Origin of the sequence: Polaromonas sp. JS666 (assembly GCF_000013865.1) — a bacterium.
GTDB lineage: Bacteria > Pseudomonadota > Gammaproteobacteria > Burkholderiales > Burkholderiaceae_C > Polaromonas.
Genome location: NC_007948.1, coordinates 3260917 through 3277992, shown reverse-complemented (window position 1 = coordinate 3277992; position 17076 = coordinate 3260917). Strand labels below are relative to the sequence as shown.

General features: G+C 61.9%; 12 protein-coding genes. 7 read left to right on the top strand and 5 right to left on the bottom strand.

Annotated features, from left to right (window positions below; translation table 11 throughout):
- The first annotated feature begins 116 nt into the window (after positions 1 to 116).
- From garD to BPRO_RS15485, 5 genes are all read left to right on the top strand, one after another.
- On the top strand, positions 117 to 1667 hold the full coding sequence (gene garD / locus BPRO_RS15505; RefSeq protein WP_049764255.1) for a galactarate dehydratase: 1551 nt from the start codon (positions 117 to 119) through the stop codon (positions 1665 to 1667).
- A gap of 37 nt (positions 1668 to 1704) precedes the next feature.
- On the top strand, positions 1705 to 2487 hold the full coding sequence (garL, locus tag BPRO_RS15500) for a 2-dehydro-3-deoxyglucarate aldolase (RefSeq protein ID WP_011484012.1): 783 nt from the start codon (positions 1705 to 1707) through the stop codon (positions 2485 to 2487).
- Positions 2488 to 2524: 37 nt separating this feature from the next.
- Positions 2525 to 3406 (top strand): 2-hydroxy-3-oxopropionate reductase, encoded by an 882-nt coding sequence (gene glxR / locus BPRO_RS15495; protein WP_011484011.1) that lies wholly within the window; start codon positions 2525 to 2527, stop codon positions 3404 to 3406.
- 83 nt (positions 3407 to 3489) lie between these two features.
- The gene (locus BPRO_RS15490; protein WP_011484010.1) at positions 3490 to 4458 is read left to right on the top strand and encodes a Bug family tripartite tricarboxylate transporter substrate binding protein; all 969 of its coding nucleotides are present in this window, start codon (positions 3490 to 3492) and stop codon (positions 4456 to 4458) included.
- A gap of 86 nt (positions 4459 to 4544) precedes the next feature.
- Positions 4545 to 5678: an aldose epimerase family protein gene (locus BPRO_RS15485; protein ID WP_011484009.1), complete on the top strand. Its 1134-nt coding sequence runs from the start codon at positions 4545 to 4547 to the stop codon at positions 5676 to 5678.
- Between the two features lie 206 nt (positions 5679 to 5884).
- Here BPRO_RS15485 and BPRO_RS15480 read toward each other — a convergent pair whose 3' ends face one another.
- A complete protein-coding gene (locus BPRO_RS15480; RefSeq protein WP_011484008.1) occupies positions 5885 to 6787 on the bottom strand; it encodes a LysR family transcriptional regulator in 903 nt (300 codons plus the stop codon).
- 99 nt (positions 6788 to 6886) lie between these two features.
- On the opposite strand from BPRO_RS15480, the gene BPRO_RS15475 reads away from it, so the two are divergent.
- On the top strand, positions 6887 to 8053 hold the full coding sequence (locus tag BPRO_RS15475) for a mandelate racemase/muconate lactonizing enzyme family protein (RefSeq protein ID WP_011484007.1): 1167 nt from the start codon (positions 6887 to 6889) through the stop codon (positions 8051 to 8053).
- 82 nt (positions 8054 to 8135) lie between these two features.
- Here the strand turns inward: BPRO_RS15475 and rpoD are convergent, their stop codons facing one another.
- Together rpoD and dnaG are read right to left on the bottom strand one after the other, a co-directional pair.
- Complete coding sequence (rpoD, locus tag BPRO_RS15470) at positions 8136 to 10562, bottom strand: RNA polymerase sigma factor RpoD (RefSeq protein WP_086003095.1); 2427 nt, start codon at positions 10560 to 10562, stop codon at positions 8136 to 8138.
- A 346-nt stretch (positions 10563 to 10908) separates the two neighbouring features.
- Positions 10909 to 12891: a DNA primase gene (gene dnaG, locus BPRO_RS15465; RefSeq protein ID WP_011484005.1), complete on the bottom strand. Its 1983-nt coding sequence runs from the start codon at positions 12889 to 12891 to the stop codon at positions 10909 to 10911.
- A 155-nt stretch (positions 12892 to 13046) separates the two neighbouring features.
- Between dnaG and BPRO_RS15460 the strand changes: the two genes are divergently transcribed.
- Positions 13047 to 13955, top strand: coding sequence for a YihY/virulence factor BrkB family protein (locus BPRO_RS15460; protein ID WP_011484004.1), 909 nt, complete (start codon positions 13047 to 13049; stop codon positions 13953 to 13955).
- Positions 13956 to 14145: 190 nt separating this feature from the next.
- Here the strand turns inward: BPRO_RS15460 and BPRO_RS15455 are convergent, their stop codons facing one another.
- Together BPRO_RS15455 and BPRO_RS15450 are read right to left on the bottom strand one after the other, a co-directional pair.
- Positions 14146 to 16011 carry a gamma-glutamyltransferase family protein gene (locus BPRO_RS15455; RefSeq protein WP_011484003.1) on the bottom strand — a complete coding sequence of 622 codons (1866 nt, stop codon included), beginning with the start codon at positions 16009 to 16011 and terminating at the stop codon, positions 14146 to 14148.
- 200 nt (positions 16012 to 16211) lie between these two features.
- Positions 16212 to 16991, bottom strand: a complete 780-nt coding sequence (locus tag BPRO_RS15450) for a 3-hydroxyacyl-CoA dehydrogenase (protein ID WP_011484002.1) — start codon at positions 16989 to 16991, stop codon at positions 16212 to 16214.
- Between the last annotated feature and the right edge of the window lie 85 nt (positions 16992 to 17076).

Below are 17076 nucleotides of genomic sequence, written 5' to 3'. Positions count from 1 at the left end.
CGTCAGAAGATAGTTTCACCATGACCTCCCCCAATCCCCCCACACAGGCCGCAGCAAAGGCCGCGCCGCAGGCCGCTCCAGGCACCGCGACGAAGAGGGCGCCGCTGTACATCACCATGCACGATCATGACAATGTTGCGATCGTGGCCAACGACGGCGGCCTGCCTGCAGGAACGGTATTTGACAGCGGTTTGCGGCTGTGCGAGCAGGTGCCGCAGGGTCACAAGGTCGCGCTGGTCGATTTGCCCAAGGGCACCGCGGTGCTGCGTTACAACGTGCCCATCGGCTATGCGCTCAAGGACATCCCGGCCGGGAGCTGGGTGCATGAGCGGCTGCTGGAGATGCCTTCGGCGCGCGAGCTCGACAATTTGCCCATCGCCACCGTGCGGCCGCCGGTGCTGCCGCCATTGGAGGGCTATACCTTTGAGGGCTACCGCAACCCGGACGGATCGGTCGGCAGCCGCAACATTCTCGCCATCACCACGACCGTGCAGTGTGTGGCGGGCGTGGTGGAGTTTGCCGTCAAGCGCATCAAGGATGAGTTGCTGCCGCGCTTCCCGAACGTGGATGATGTGGTGGGCCTGGAGCACACCTATGGGTGCGGCGTGGCCATCGACGCCCCGGACGCGATCATTCCGATCCGCACCCTGCGTAACATCACGCTCAACCCGAACTTTGGCGGTGAGGTGATGGTGGTGAGCCTGGGCTGCGAAAAGCTCCAGCCCGAGCGCCTGCTGCCGCCCGGCACCATTCAGATCGTCGACGAACGCAATGTGGCCGATGTGGGCATTAGCGCCGAGGCCGAGCTCGATGTGGTCTGCCTGCAATCCGAACACCACGTGGGCTTCATGTCGATGATCGACTCCATCATGGAGACGGCCTTGCTGCACCTGGAGCGGCTTGATGCCCGCCGGCGCGAAACCGTCCCCGCCAGTGAACTGGTGGTGGGTGTGCAGTGTGGCGGCAGCGATGCTTTTTCCGGCGTGACGGCCAATCCGGCGGTGGGTTTTGCCACCGATTTGCTGGTGCGCGCCGGTGCCACGGTGATGTTCTCCGAGACCACCGAGGTCCGGGATGGCATTGATCAGCTTACGTCGCGTGCCTCCACGCCGGAAGTGGCCGAAGCGATGATCCGCGAGATGGCCTGGTACGACGCTTACCTGCAAAAAGGCCGGGTTGACCGCAGCGCCAACACCACGCCTGGCAACAAGAAGGGCGGCTTGTCCAACATCGTCGAAAAAGCCATGGGCTCCATCGTCAAGTCGGGCACGGCGCCCATCAGCGGCGTGCTGTCGCCGGGTGAAAAAGTCAGACAAAAAGGCCTGATCTACGCGGCGACGCCGGCCAGCGACTTTATCTGCGGCACGCTGCAGCTCGCTGCCGGCATGAATCTGCATGTCTTCACGACAGGCCGCGGCACGCCATACGGCCTGGCCGAGGTACCCGTGATCAAGGTCGCGACACGCAGCGACCTGGCCAGGCGCTGGCACGACCTGATGGACGTGAATGCCGGCCGCATTGCCGACGGCGACGCCACCATCGAAGAGCTTGGCTGGGAGCTCTTCCATCTCATGCTGGAAGTTGCCAGTGGCCGCAAGAAAACCTGGGCGGAGCACTGGAAGCTGCACAACGCGCTGGTGCTTTTCAATCCGGCACCCATTACCTGATCCGAACCTGAGCCTCAAGTTTCAAGGAAGAATTCACATGACCCAAACCACGCCTTACCAATCCTTTCCCAACAGTTTCAAACGCGACCTGCTGGCCGGGAAGCAACTGATCGGCTGCTGGTCGTCGCTGTCCAACGCCATAACCACCGAGGTCCTCGGCGTGGCCGGCTTTGACTGGGTGCTGCTGGACGGTGAGCATTCGCCCAACGACATGGCCACCTTCATTCCGCAGCTGATGGCGCTCAAGGACAGCGTGACTGCGCCCGTGGTGCGGCCTTCGTCCAACAACGTGGTTGAAATCAAGCGGCTGCTGGACGCCGGTTTTTACAACTTCCTCATCCCCTTCGTCGAGAGCGCCGATGAAGCGCGGCGCGCTGTCTCTGCCACGCGTTACCCGCCGCAGGGCATTCGGGGCGTGTCGGTGTCCCAGCGCAGCAACCGGTATGGCACGGTGGTCGATTATTTGAAGCTGATCAACGAGCAGATCTGCGTGATGGTGCAGATCGAGAGCCTTGCCGGTATCGCCGCCACGCGCGAAATTGCAGCGCTGGACGGGGTGGATTGCATCTTCGTCGGCCCCTCGGACCTGGCGGCCGGCCTGGGCCACCTGGGCAATGCGGGCCACCCCGAAGTGCAGGCCGCCATTGCCGCCGTTTTTGCCGATGCCAAGGCGGCCGGCAAGCCCATCGGCATCCTGGCACCCGTCGAAGCCGATGCGCGCCGCTACATGGAGATGGGCGCCACCTTTGTGGGCGTCGGCAGCGACCTGGGCACCTTCCGCTCGGCCACGCAGGCCCTGCGCGACCGTTACCGCGCATGACGGATATTTCTTCAATAACTTGGACTGGAGTCACAAAATGAGCAAGCTTGGTTTTATCGGCCTGGGCATCATGGGATCGCCGATGGCGTCCCACCTGATCACCGCAGGGCATGAGGTTTTTCTGCACACGCGCAGCAAGGTACCTGCCGACCTGCTCACGGGCAAGGCGAAAGCCTGCAGTTCCATCCGCGAAGTGGCCGAGCAGGCCGACATCATTTTTCTGATGCTGCCCGACACGCCCGATGTGGCCAAGGTGCTGTTCGGTGAAAACGGCGTGGCCTCCGGTTTGACCAAAGGCAAGACGGTCGTCGACATGAGTTCCATCTCGCCGATGGAGACCAAGGAATTTGCCCAAAAAATCAATGCACTGGATTGCGACTACCTCGATGCGCCGGTATCGGGCGGTGAAGTGGGCGCCAAAGCCGCCAGCCTCACCATCATGGTGGGTGGTCCCGACGCGGTATTTGAACGGGTCCGGCCGCTGTTTGAGCTGATGGGCAAGAACATCACGCTGGTGGGTGGCAATGGCGACGGGCAAACCTGCAAGGTTGCCAACCAGATCATTGTGGCGCTGAACATCGCCGCTGTCGGTGAAGCGCTGCTGTTCGCCAGCAAGGCGGGGGCTGACCCTGCCAAGGTGCGCCAGGCGCTGATGGGCGGTTTCGCCTCTTCCCGCATTCTTGAGGTGCACGGCGAACGCATGATCAAGCGGACTTTTGCACCGGGCTTCCGGATTGGCCTGCACCAGAAGGATTTGAGCCTGGCCCTGGCCGGCGCGAGAACCCTGGGTGTGGCCCTGCCGCAAACCGCAGGGGCGGCGCAATTGATGCAGGCCTGCAGCGCCAACGGCATGCAGGACCTCGATCACTCCGCGCTGGTGCGTGCGCTGGAGCTGATGGCCAACCATGAGATTGCCTGAAGGCCCCAGCCCCATCACCTGATTTCAGAGGTTCATGGCCGCAGGCTGCGGCTGGTTTTTTTCCAAACAGAGAAGGCAAGATCATGTCCATCAATCGAAGAGAATTCGTCGGTGCTTCCCTGGCCCTGGGGTTTGGCGCAGCCAGCGCGCAAACGCCAAACTGGCCGCTCAAACCCCTCAGGCTGGTGGTGCCTTACCCACCGGGCGGATCGTCGGACATCATTGCGCGTGCGATTGCCCAGCCCTTGTCCGACGCCCTCAAGCAAAGCGTCATCGTTGACAACAAGGCCGGCGCCAACGGCAACCTGGGCGCGGATTTTGTGGCGAAGTCCGCACCCGACGGCTATACGATGCTGCTTTGCGACACCGGCGCGCTGGCCATCAGCCCGTCGGTCTACACCAAGCTGAGCTTTGATCCTTCCAGGGATCTGCGCGGCGTGACCATGCTGGCGTATTCACCGCATTTGCTGGTGGTGCACCCCTCCGTGCCGGCCAACAACCTCAAGGAGCTGGTGGAGTTGTCGAAGCGGTCGAATATCAATTTTGCGGTGACCGCCATGGGCAGCGCGCCGCACCTGGCGGGGGTCGCGGTGGAGCGCGCCAGTGGCGCCAAGTGGCAATACATCCCCTACAAGGGTGGCTCGCAAGCGATCACCGACACCATCGCCGGCCAGACCCAGGTCCTGATGAATGGCATGCTGGCTACCTTGCCGCACGTGCAGAGCGGCAAGCTCAAAATACTGGGTGTTTCCAAGAGTACGCGCATGCCGCTGATCGGCAACGTCCCGACCTTGTCTGAACAGGGCATCAGCAATTTTGAATCCGGAACCTGGCAGGGGCTGCTGGTGGCCAACGGCACACCGGCCGCCATCGTGAACCGGCTCAACACCGAACTCATCAAGATCATCCGCAGTCCTGACATTCGGGCCAAGCTGGCCGGGCAGGGCGCGGAAGTGGTGACCATGACGTCAGCCCAGCAGGACGACTTTTTCAATCGCGAGAAAACCCGCTGGGCCAAGGTCGTGGCAGACGCGGGTATCAAGCTGGAGTGATAGGTAACAGGTTACAGGTGACAGGCTTCGGCCTGTGGGCAGGTTCGCACCAGGCCTTTTAATACTCGCCTCCAGGGGGAATTGTCATGCCGCCGATCCAACCCGTATCGCCACCACCGCACGCGGGCGCTGTCCTGCTCGATCCTGCCCGTTTTCGCGGCGATATCGATGGCAAACCGGTCGGGCTGTTCACGCTGCGCAATCAGCGGGGCATGGTGGCGGGCATCACCAGTTACGGCGCCAAGATCGAGCAGCTGCTGGTGCCCGACCGTGACGGCCTGCTGGACGACGTGGTGCTTGGCTATGACAGCCTGGAGGCTGTGGTGAATGGCTCGGCGTCCATGGGCGCCTTTGTGGGGCGTTATGCGGGGCGCATCGAGAATGCCCGCTTCACACTGGGCGGGACCGGGCATGTGCTGACGGCCAACAACGGCTGCCATTGCCTGCACGGCGGGCAGAAGGGGTCGCGCTTTCGCGTCTTCGATGCCGCTCAGCGTGACGATGCCAGCGTGGAAATGCGCTATGTATTTGCCGACGGGGAAGAGGGCTTCCCCGGCACGCTGGCGCTGCGCCTGGTCTATAGCGTCACCGAAGCCAATGAGCTCCAGCTGGACTATGAAGCCCTGGCCCTGGACAAACCCACGGTGGCCAGTTTCACCACGCATGCTTTTTTCAACTTGAATGGCGAGGCCAGCGGTAGCGCGATGGGTCATGAGGTCATGATTTGTGCGGACCGCTACTTCGGGATGACAACAGACCTCATCGCCACCGGCGAGATCCTGCCGGTGGCGGGCACCCCCTTTGACCTCCGCCAGGCCACCGCGCTCAATACGCGGGTGCCGGGTACGCCGCAGGCCGATGCCGGGACGCCTCCGAGGGATGGGGTGGACGGCTACGACAGCTGTTTTCTGCTGGACCATCCCGCCGATGGCACGCTGGCCCTGTGCGCCCGCGTTCGCGCGCCGGAAAGCGGCCGGGTGATGGAAGTCTGGTCGACAGAGCCGGCCCTGCAGTTCTACAGCGGCTTGCAGCCGCAAGAGCCGTTGGCGGGTGGCCCGGGCAAGGGTGGCCGGACCTACTTCCAGCAGCAAGGGCTGTGCTTTGAGCCACAGGGCTATCCCAACGCACCCAACCGGCCGGCATTTCCGTCATCGGTGCATGTACCCGGCCAGCGCCGGGTGGGCCGCACGGTGTACCGGTTCAGCACGGACCCGGTGTGACGTTTCAATCGATTGGGCCGGCTGCCTTGGGGTGAGTCGTCGATCCAGTGCCGCGCTTGTTCACTGACAAGCGCTGCCGTCACGGGTGTCGCCGCCGCGATGTTGCACGCAGCCCAGCCAAATCAACGTTGCAACGTTGCAACATTGCGCCATGGGTGCCGTAGCGCATACCTCAAGGCGTTGGCACCCCGGCGCCGTGCGGACCTTTATCGACCCGCGGCTGTGCTCCAGAATGCTTCAGCAGCGCTTGCTGCCGGGCTCTGATCGCGATAAAGCCGAATCTCCAGCGGAATGTTCCAATCGTCTCCGGCTGCTGCAATGAGTCGGCCCGCTGTGATGTCCTCTTCGACCAGGGTCTCCGGCAGCCAGGCAATTCCTCGCCCGTCCAGGGCCATTGTCCTCAATACGGACGCAAGGTGCGCCGTGAAAGCGACCCGTATGGGGACGGATTCGAGCTGCCGACCGACGACTGCGCGAACAATGCGTCCCAAGCCAGACTCCGTCGTGTACTGAAGCACAGGAACAATCGAACCAGACTGAGGCGCAAGGTGATGAAGCGGCTTGCCCTTGTCGTTGGGCGATGACACGGGAATCAACGTGTCCTTGCCGATCTGGACAGACAGGTAGGTGTCGACGTCCAGAGCGCCCTGCGCTTGAGGGTGCGCATGACTCAGGACGAATTGGACCTTGCTCTGAAGCATCAAGGCTTCACATCGCTGCAATACGTCTGAGACGAGTTGCACCGGGCCGAGTGTGATTCTCGATTCTAGGCTGCGCAGCCATCGCGGCAAAAAGGTGAACGAAAGCGCGTGGGTGGCCGCAATTCGAAGCGTCACCGAGCTTGCCTCGGCCACGATACGCGCCTCGCCCGGCACGCGCGCAACCCTCACGATAAGTTCGTCTGCCACGCCGCGAAACCACTCGCCAACTTCGGTGAGTTTCGCTGGCTGTGTAGTCCGGTCGAATAGATCGGCCCCCAGCCATTCCTCAAGGGCACGAATGCGGCGGCTGAATGCTGGCTGCGTCATGTGCCTTTCTTCAGCAGCCCTCGAGAAGTTGCCTGTGGCCGCCAGGGTGCGGAAGTCATCGAGCCAGACAAAGTTCAACATCGGTGCTTTCAAAGCATTGAAGCAGAGAACAAGAGCATTGGCGGAAAAAGTCGATAGCGCCGACCATTGAGGCTCCTCTCAAAAACTCAGGAGTCACCCGTGAAGATCGTTGAAATCCGTGAAAAGACCATCCCCATCAGCTCGCCTATTCGCAACGCTTATATCGATTTTAGCAAGATGACGTTGAGCCTCGTGGCCGTCATCACCGACGTGATCCGCGACGGCAAGCCGGTTGTCGGCTACGGATTCAACTCGAACGGGCGCTATGGGCAGGGCAAGCTCATGCGTGAGCGCTTCATTCCCCGTGTGATGGAGGCGGCACCTGAATCGCTCATCGATGCGAGCGGCAACAACTTCGATCCGCACAAGATCTGGAACACGATGTTCACCAACGAGAAACCGGGCGGTCACGGCGAGCGCTCGGTGGCGATCGGCACGATCGACATGGCAGTGTGGGATGCGGTCGCTAAGATCGAAGGCAAACCGCTGTTTCAACTGCTCGCCGACCGCTACGGCAACGGCCAGCCCAACCGCAAGATATTCGTCTACGCGGCCGGCGGCTACTACTACCCAGGCCAGGACCACAACAAGCTGAAAGACGAGATGCGCAGCTACATCGATCGGGGCTACACCGTGGTCAAGAAGAAGATCGGCGGCGCGTCGCTCGATGAAGACTTGCGCCGCATCGACTCGATCATGGAAGTGCTGCAGGACGGCCAGAAGCTGTGCGTGGACGCCAACGGCCGCTTCGACCTGGACACCGCGATTGCCTACGCCAAGGCACTCTCACAGTATGACCTGTTCTGGTACGAAGAGCCCGGTGACCCGCTCGATTTTGAGCTCCAAGCCACGCTGCGCAACTACTACAAGAACCCGATGGCAACCGGCGAAGACCTGTTCTCGATGCAGGACGCGCGCAACCTGATCCGCTATGGCGGCATGCGCCCGGACCGCGACTGGCTGCAATTCGACTGCGCATTGAGCTACGGCCTGGTCGAGTACCTGCGCACGCTGGACATGCTCAAGGAGCATGGCTGGTCCCCGAGCCGCTGCATTCCGCACGGCGGTCACCAGATGTCCCTCAATATTGCGGCGGGCCTCGGGCTGGGGGGCAACGAGTCCTATCCGGACCTGTTCCAGCCGTTTGGCGGCTTCCCGGACGGTGTGATGGCGGAGAACGGCCACGTGACGCTGCCCGCCTTGCCCGGCATCGGATTCGAGGGCAAGGCGGATCTGTACAGCGAAATGCGCGCACTGTCCGACTGAATATCGAGTTCGCGCCAATCGAAAAAAAAAGCGGCCGGCACCTTTGACAGGTGCCGGCCGCTGTGGCCCGTCGAGCCGCTTTTTACAGCGTATCGATAAAGCTGCGCAGCTTGTCGCTGCGGCTCGGGTGCTTGAGCTTGCGCAGCGCCTTGGCTTCGATCTGGCGGATGCGCTCGCGCGTCACGTCAAACTGCTTGCCAACTTCTTCCAGCGTGTGGTCGGTCGACATCTCGATGCCGAAACGCATGCGCAGCACCTTGGCTTCGCGCGGTGTCAGGCTGTCGAGGATGTCTTTCACCACATCGCGCAGGCCGGCCTGCATTGCGGCCTCCAGCGGTGCGGTGTTGGCGCTGTCTTCGATGAAGTCGCCGAGGTGCGAATCATCATCGTCACCGATCGGCGTTTCCATCGAGATCGGCTCCTTGGCGATCTTCATGATCTTGCGGATCTTGTCTTCAGGAATCTCCATCTTGGCGGCCAGGATGCTGGCGTCGGGCTCAAAGCCGAATTCCTGCAGATGCTGGCGCGACAGGCGGTTCATCTTGTTGATGGTCTCGATCATGTGGACCGGGATGCGGATGGTACGGGCCTGGTCCGCGATGGAGCGCGTGATCGCCTGGCGAATCCACCAGGTGGCATAGGTCGAGAATTTGTAGCCGCGGCGGTATTCGAACTTGTCGACGGCTTTCATCAAACCGATGTTGCCTTCCTGGATCAGGTCCAGGAACTGCAGGCCGCGGTTGGTGTATTTTTTGGCAATCGAGATCACCAGGCGCAAATTGGCCTCGATCATCTCTTTCTTGGCATCGCGCGAGTTGGACTCGCCTTCGTTCATGCGCTTGTTGATGTCCTTGAGCTGACCCAGCGGCACCACCACGCGGGCCTGCAATTCGGCCAGCTTGGTCTGCAGTTCCTGAATCGGCGGAATATTTCGCGCCATCACGGTGGACCAGGGCTTGCCCGACGCGACCTGTTTTTCAACCCACTTGAGGTTGAGCAGATTGGGCGGGAAATCCTTGATGAAGGTTTCCTGGGGCATACCGCACTTCTCGACGATGATGCGGCGCAGCTCGCGCTCTTTCTTGCGCACGTCCAGCACCTGGCCGCGCAGCATGTCGCAGAGCTTTTCAATGGTCTTGGCGGTAAAGCGCACGGTCATGAGCTCGTCGCTCAAGGCCTTTTGCGCCTTCACATAAGTCGGGGTGCCATAGCCTTCCTTGTCGTAGGTCTTGTGCACCTTCTCGAACAGGCTGGCAATTTTGTCAAAGCGGCTGAGGGCTTCTTTTTTGAGCTCTTCGAGTTTCTTGGTCAGGGCCTTGGAGCCGCCCTTGCCATCGTCGTCGTCTTCCTCGTCGAACTCGTCAAAGTCCTCTTCGGCCACATAGTCATCGGCTTCGTTGGGGTTGGAGAAACCGTCCACCACGGTCGAGATCACGATCTTGCCTTCGCGGATTTCCTCGCCCAGCCGCATGATTTCTGCGATGGTGGCGGGGCTCTCCGAGATGGCTTCCATCATTTTCATGAGGCCGCCCTCGATGCGCTTGGCAATCTCGATTTCGCCTTCGCGGGTCAGCAGCTCGACCGTGCCCATTTCACGCATGTACATGCGCACAGGGTCGGTCGTGCGGCCGAATTCGCTGTCCACGGTGGACAGGGCGGCTTCGGCTTCTTCTTCGGCTTCTTCTTCCGTGGCCACGGTCGGCCCGGTGTTGTTCAGCAGCAGGGTTTCGGCGTCCGGCGCCTGCTCGTACACGGCCACGCCCATGTCGTTGAGCATGTTGACGACGACTTCCAGCGTTTCCGCGTCGACCAGCTTGTCGGGCAGGTGATCGGAAATTTCGCCGTGCGTGAGGTAGCCGCGGGTTTTGCCGAGCTTGATCAGGGTTTTCAGGCGCATGCGGCGCTTGAGCATGTCCTCTTCCGACAACACCGTCTCGTCCAGGCCAAATTCCTTCATCAAGGCACGTTCTTTGGCCTTGCTGATCTTCATGCGCAGCGGTTTGACCTTTTCGGTGGTCTCCGCAACGGGTTCGCCGACCAGATCCTCTTCAATGTCGGACAGGTCGAGGTCTTCCCCGACCTTGGCTGCGCCCGCGTTCTTGGGCTTGCGGCCGCGCTTGGCGCCGGTGCTTGCAGGTGCGCTATCGGCTGCTGCAGGGTTTTTCGGCGGGCGACCCGGTTTTTTCTTCACGGGCACGTCGGCAACGGCTGCAACAGGCTTGGATTCGGGGCTGGACTTTGTCGGCACGGCAGGGACTTTCTTCAGGGACGTATCAGGTTTCGCGGATTTCAGGGGCTTTTTGCTCACCGGGGCATTCGGGCTACTGGCTTTAACGGATATGGCGGGTTTTCCGGGTTTTTCAACCTTGACGTTCTGGGGGCCATGCCTTGCGGCCGGTTTGGCAGCGGGTTTCGCTGCCGTTTTGGCTGTCGGCATCACGGCAGCTTTGGACTGCGTGGTTTGCGGCTTTTTTGGCTTCTTGGACTTGCCGGGCGTGGCACTAGGCATGAGACCTCCAGATGTCGGGAATTGTTATGAATATCTATCAGCTACCAGTCAACAAAATGCGCCGCGCGCCTGACAGCAGTCAAGCACAGGTGGCAAAAATTCAGAGTCAAAAAAAGAAGATTGAAAAACAGGGCAGCCGGGGACCAGAGCACGCGGCTGGTTGCTTTTTCAGGCAAGTTGTTTGGGCGAACATTTGGTGTGCAGTCCTTGCGGGAAGGTGGCCGTCTCGTGTCTGAGTTCCCTTGGTTGAAGGGGGCCGGTGCCGGAGGTGTTGCTGTCGCGCTTGCCGTCGAAAGTCGGATTATACCCTGATGCCTGTTTTTTGGGCAATAAAAAAGCTGTTTTTTCAGCTTTTTTTGAGGTTGGCTTCCAGCAGTTCCTGGTAGCGCTGACGGGCTGCGGGATCTTTTGTGACCAGCGGCACCAATTCGTCCATTTCGCGCTGGCGTTCGAGCCTGACAAGCTGGTCCAGGATGCTCCTGACCTCATCCCAGTCGCACTCGATACCTTCCGGTATTTGCGCGATTTGCGCGATGGCGTGCTTTTCGTGGGGGTGCTCGCGCAGGCCCTCGCGCAGGGCGGCCCAGGGTTGCGGGCCGTGCTCATGCAGCTGGCTTTCCAGCCAGACAAACAGCGGTCCGTGCGGCGCCGGCAACGCCAGCAGCAGGTGATGCTCTTCGGTGCTGAGCTGGTCCCAGCTCTGCGGCTCGGTCAGCAGCAGCCGCAGGACGCGGTCTTCACGGCTGGCCGGCAGGATGCGGCCCGCGATGCGGCGCGGAGCCCGGCTGGCGCCACCCGACGACCGCCCGGGGCGCTGCGCTGACATGGCGGGCGGCGGGAAATACGGCTCGGAAGAGGCATAGTCGGCCTCCTCGCGTAGGTCCGGTACGTAGCCTGCATAGTCGGGGACGTCGTGGTTTTTGCCGAAATCCGAGGGTAAATCCGGCCTGTGGTCTTTATTGGGCAGGCGCTTGCTGCTATTGTTTTTATAGCTGTTTTTGTAACCTGCGGAGGCGGGCTGCCAAAGCTGCAGCAACTCGCGGCTGTCAATCATCACCTGGTCGGCGATTTCGGCCAGCAGCTGGCGCTTCAGGGCACCGTCGGGCAACAGGCTCCACAGCGGGCGGGCGTTGCTGGCCATGTGGGCGCGGCCTTCCGCCGTGTCCAGGTCGCAGCCCTCGGCAGCGGCTTCGAGCAGGAAGCGGCTCAGCGGCACAGCCTTGCTGACGTAAGCCGCAAAACCTTCCTTGCCGTGTTCGCGGATGTAACTGTCGGGGTCGTGCTCGGACGGTAAAAACAAAAACTTGACGGTACGCACGTCGGTGGCAAAGGGCAGGGCGGCATCCAGTGCCTTGCGCGCGGCGCGGCGACCGGCGCCGTCACCATCGAAGCTGAAGACGACCGAGTCGGTGAAGCGAAACAGCTTTTGCACATGGTCGGCGGTACAGGCCGTGCCCAGGGTGGCCACGGCATTGGCAAAACCCAGCTGGGCCAGCGCGACCACGTCCATGTAGCCTTCGGTGACCAGTGCGTAGCCGTGCTCGCGCAAGGCCGTGCGGGCTTCAAACAGGCCGTAGAGCTCGCGCCCCTTGCTGAACACCGGGGTTTCGGGTGAGTTCAGGTACTTGGGCTTTTCGTCACCCAGCACGCGGCCGCCAAAGCCAATGCATTCGCCCTTGACGTTGCGGATGGGAAACATGACCCGGTCGCGGAAGCGGTCGTAGCGCTTGGCTTCACCGCCCGCGTTTTCCTCGCCCGCCTCGCCGGTGATCACCAGGCCGCTTTCCACCAGCAGCGGGTCGTTGTAGTCGGGAAATACGCTGGCCAGGCTGCGCCAGCCCTCGGGTGCGTAACCAAGCCCAAAAGTCCTGGCGATCTCGCCCGACAGGCCGCGGCCCTTGAAGTACTCGATGGCCCGCTCGGAGCCGCGCAGGTGCTTGATGTAGGCCATGGCGGCTTTTTCCAGCACACTGGTCAGGGTGGCCTGCTGTTCGCGCATCTGTGCCGCCTTGGCCCTGTCCTGGGGCGACACGTCGTCTTCGGGCACCTGCAGGCCGTATTGCTGGGCCAGGTCCTTCACGGCTTCGATGAAGCTCATGCCGGCATGCTCCATCAGGAAGCTGATGACATTGCCGTTTTTGCCGCAGCCGAAGCAGTGGTAGAACTGCTTGGACGGGCTGACGCTGAAGGAGGGCGACTTTTCGCCGTGAAACGGGCACAGGCCCATGAAGTTGGCGCCGCCCTTTTTCAGCTGGACGTGGCGACCCACAATGTCCACCACGTCAGCCCGCGCGAGCAGCTCCTGGATAAATGATTGGGGAATGGCCACAGCGGTATTGTGCCCCGACAGGATTACCCCCACGCTTGTCGCTTCGCGTACTGCGCTGCCCCCGAGAGGGGCGTTTTTCCCCAGGGGCGGCCGGTCGGAAAAAATATTGTGCAGCTACCATGCCCGCATGGCAGCCGAAAACGGCAGGAGACCCCATGCCCACCACCATGATGATCGGACCGCAGGCCACTTACGTACTCAGCCATCCCGGCGCCTTTGCGTTGCGGGTACTCAAGGGCTTTCGCGCCAACCAGGGCCTGCTGCTGGCCGGGGCCGTGGCTTACTACGCCTTGCTGTCGATTGTTCCGTTGCTGATCTTGATGGCGATTGCACTGTCGCATGTGATTGACCAATCGGCACTGCTGGAAGCGCTGGGCCGCTACATCGGCTGGCTGGCGCCGGGACAGTCCGAATTCATTGTCGGAGAGCTCGCCAATTTCCTGGCGCATCGTGAAGTCATGGGCTGGCTGTTGCTGGCCACCATGCTGTTTTTCAGTTCACTGGCTTTTACCGTGCTTGAAAATGCGATGTCGGTGGTGTTTTTGCACCGCGTGGTCATTCGGCGGCGCCATTTTCTGGTGTCTGCCGTGCTGCCCTACTGCTACATCCTGTGCCTGGGGCTAGGCCTGCTACTGGTGACGCTGGTCTCGGGCAGCATGCAGGCGCTGGGCGAAAAAAGCGTGGAGTTTCTGGGCTACAGCTGGTCGCTCAGCGGATTCTCGGGTGTGTTGCTATACCTGCTCGGGCTGGCCGGCGAGATTTTTCTGCTGACATCGGTGTACATGGTGATGCCGGTGGGCAGGCTGTCGCTGCGCCACGCGTTGATTGGCGGGGTCACGGCTGCGCTGCTTTGGGAGGTGACGCGCCATGCCTTGGTCTGGTACTTTGGCACGCTGTCGCAGGTGGGCCTGGTGTATGGCTCACTGACCACCGCCATCGTGGTTTTGCTGAGCCTGGAAATCGCCGCCACGCTGCTGTTGCTGGGCGCGCAGGTCATTTCCGAGTACGAACGCATCGGCACAGTCTTGGAAAACGCCCCGGCCCAGCCCATGCGGATGGACTAGCCCGCACCCTTGCCTTTGAGGTGGCATCGGTCGCTGCCAAAACAATAGCTGCTTGCGCCCGCGCGGTAAGGGCGCAAGCTACTTTTGACGACTGGTGCGCTGCGAAGGCCGCCCCGAGCAAGCACAGCCCCTTTTTCTCGTGCAAGGGGCAGCGCAACGCCGCAGGCACACGCAGTGGCAAGCGTGGGGGCTAATCCCCCATCACCACGCCTTCTCGGCGCGGATCGGCGCCGCCCAGCCACACCGGCGTGCCATGGGCCTGGCCGCGCGCGATGGCCTGCAAGCCGCTGGTCATGTTCATTTCGCGCACCTCGGCGCCGCGTGCCCTCAAGGCCTCAACGGTGGCGGGTGCGAAACGCTTTTCTTCCAGCAGGCTGGGTCCATTGAGCGAGCCAAAGTTGGGCAGGTCAATCGCCTGCTGCGGCAGCAGGCCCCAGTGCAGTACGCCGTACAGCGTTTTGACGATGTCGTGAATGATCAGCGCACCGCCCGAACTGCCGCCGCTCATCACCAGCTGACCGGTGATTTTTTCAAACACCAGGGTGGGTGCCATTGATGAGCGCGGGCGTTTGCCGGGCTGCACGCGGTTCGCCACCGGCTTGCCAGCGGCGTCGGTGGGGGCATAGCTAAAGTCGGTCAGCTCATTGTTCAAAAGAAAACCATTGACCATCTGGCGCGCGCCGAACTGGTCTTCAATCGTCGTGGTCATCGCAATGGCGTTGCCATAAGCATCGACGATGCTGATGTGCGAGGTGCCGTACTCGGGCTGCTCGGGCATCGGTGCATACGCGGCCCTCATGCCGCCGGGGGAACCCGGCTTGGCGACTTTCATGCTTTGCCCGCCGGGCTGTGCGGCAATCAGTTTTGCGCGGTCGGCCAGGTAGGCTGGTGCCAGCAGGCTCGTCCAGCTGCCGGCCGGCGGCTGCACAAAGTCGGGGTCGCCCAGATACTGCGCGCGGTCGGCAAAGGCCAGGCGCGACGCCTCGGTGTACAGATGCAGCCAGTCGGCCGAGGGCGCGGCGCCTGTGCTGCCGGGTATGCCGCCCATGCCGGTGTCCAGCGCCAGGGTCGCCGCGTTGGTGTTGTTCAGGATGCCGAGAATCTGCCCGACGGCAATCGCCCCCGAACTGGGCGGCGGCATGCCGCAGATGCGGTAGTCCCTGGCTTGGGCCTGGTAGTCGTGGCAGATCGGATCGCGTTTTTTGGCCTGGTAGCCCGCCAGATCGGCCAGGCTGAGTTTGCCGGGGTTGGTCGGGTGGTTTTGCACCTTGCTGACGATGGCCTGGGCAACGTCGCCTTCGAGCAGGCCTTTGGAGCCGCTGGCGGCGATTTTTTTCAGCACATTGGCCAGCGGCTGGTTGCGCAGCGTGAACCCCGCATCCAGCGGTTCGCCGTTGGCCTGGTAGAAATAGGCGGCGGCTACCGGGTCTTTTTTCAGGTGCTGATCGTTTTTGAGCTGGGTGGCCAGCCGTGCGCTGACCTTGAAGCCGCCTTCGGCCAAGGTGATGGCCGGTGCGAACAACTGGGCCCAGGGCAGTTTGCCGTACTGCTTGTGCGCCATCTCCAGCATGCGCACCGTGCCCGGCACACCGACAGAGCGGCCACCGACTACACCGTCGTAAAAAGCCATGGGTTTGCCATCGGCACCGAGAAAGAGTTTTTCGTCCACCGCCGCAGGTGCGGTCTCGCGGCCATCAAAAGCCTCGACCGCCTTGCCGTTGTAATGGAGCAGGAAAGCGCCGCCGCCTATGCCGCTGGACTGCGGTTCGACCAGGGTCAGGACCATCTGCACCGCTATGGCGGCGTCAATTGCCGAACCGCCGGCCTTGAGCACCTGGTAGCCGGCATCGGTGGCCAGCGGATTGGCCGCGGCGACCGCAAATTTCGAGGTCGCCCAGCCGGGTTTTTCGGTGTAACCCGAGGCGCTTTCGGGCTGTAGGGGCACGCTGTAGGCAAACGGGGGCGGCGATGCGCAACCGGCCACCAGCAGGATTGTGGCAAATGCGGCTGCAAGCAGTTGGAAAGCGGAGTGCGTTCGTGCAGGAGTGGGAGTCATTGCTGCTCCTTTGATAATTCGTGCCATGTTAAATCCAGGCCAGTCCAGGCGCCGCAATGAAATGTACGCAGCCGCAGGTGATTTGTAAGCAGCGGAAAAAGTCGGACCGACTCGACTGAGTTACTAGTCAAATCGGCCTATAGCCCTTAAGAATAGGGCGCAAGTAGCTATCAGTTAAATAGCGTCTGAGCCGTATGATGTCAGCGTGGCGCCAGCCGAATCGCGCCGTCGAGGCGGATCACCTCGCCATTGAGCATGTCGTTTTCGATGATGTGTTTGGCCAGCTTGGCATAGTCTTGCGGCGTACCCAGGCGCGAAGGGAAGGGCACGCCGGCGGCCAGCGAGTCCTGCACTTCCTGCGGCATGCTAAACAGCATGGGCGTGCCGAAGATGCCGGGGGCGATGGTCATGTTTCGGATGCCGTTGCGTGCCAGGTCGCGGGCAATGGGCAGGGTCATGCCGACGATGCCGCCCTTGGACGCGCTGTAGGCGGCCTGGCCGATCTGCCCGTCATAGGCCGCGACCGAGGCGGTGGAAATCAGCACACCGCGCTCGCCGGTGGCTTCCGGCTCGTTCTTGCACATGGCGTCGGCTGCCAGCCGGATCATGTTGAAGCTGCCGATCAGGTTGACGGTGATGGTCTTGCTGAACAGGGCCAGGCCGTGCGCGCCGTTTTTGCCTACGGTTTTTTCGGCGGGCGCAATGCCGGCGCAATTGACCAGGCCCATCAGCTTGCCCATGGACACGGCCTTGGCCACCACGGCCTGGCCGTCGGCCTCCTGGCTGACGTCGCAGGGCACAAACGCGGCTTTGCCTTCCCCGAGTTCTTTGGTCAACTCGGAGACGATGGCTTCGCCCTTGTCGGCCTGCATGTCGGCAATCACCACCTTGGCGCCGTTGGCGACCAGCATGCGTGCCGTGCCTTCACCCAGACCTGATGCGCCGCCGGTGACGATAAATACTTTGCCTGCGATATCCATGGCTTGTTCCTTGAAATAAAAGAAGGGGAGAAAAGGAGGGGGAATGTTGACGTTGACGTAAACGTCAATGATGTGAATTATGGCG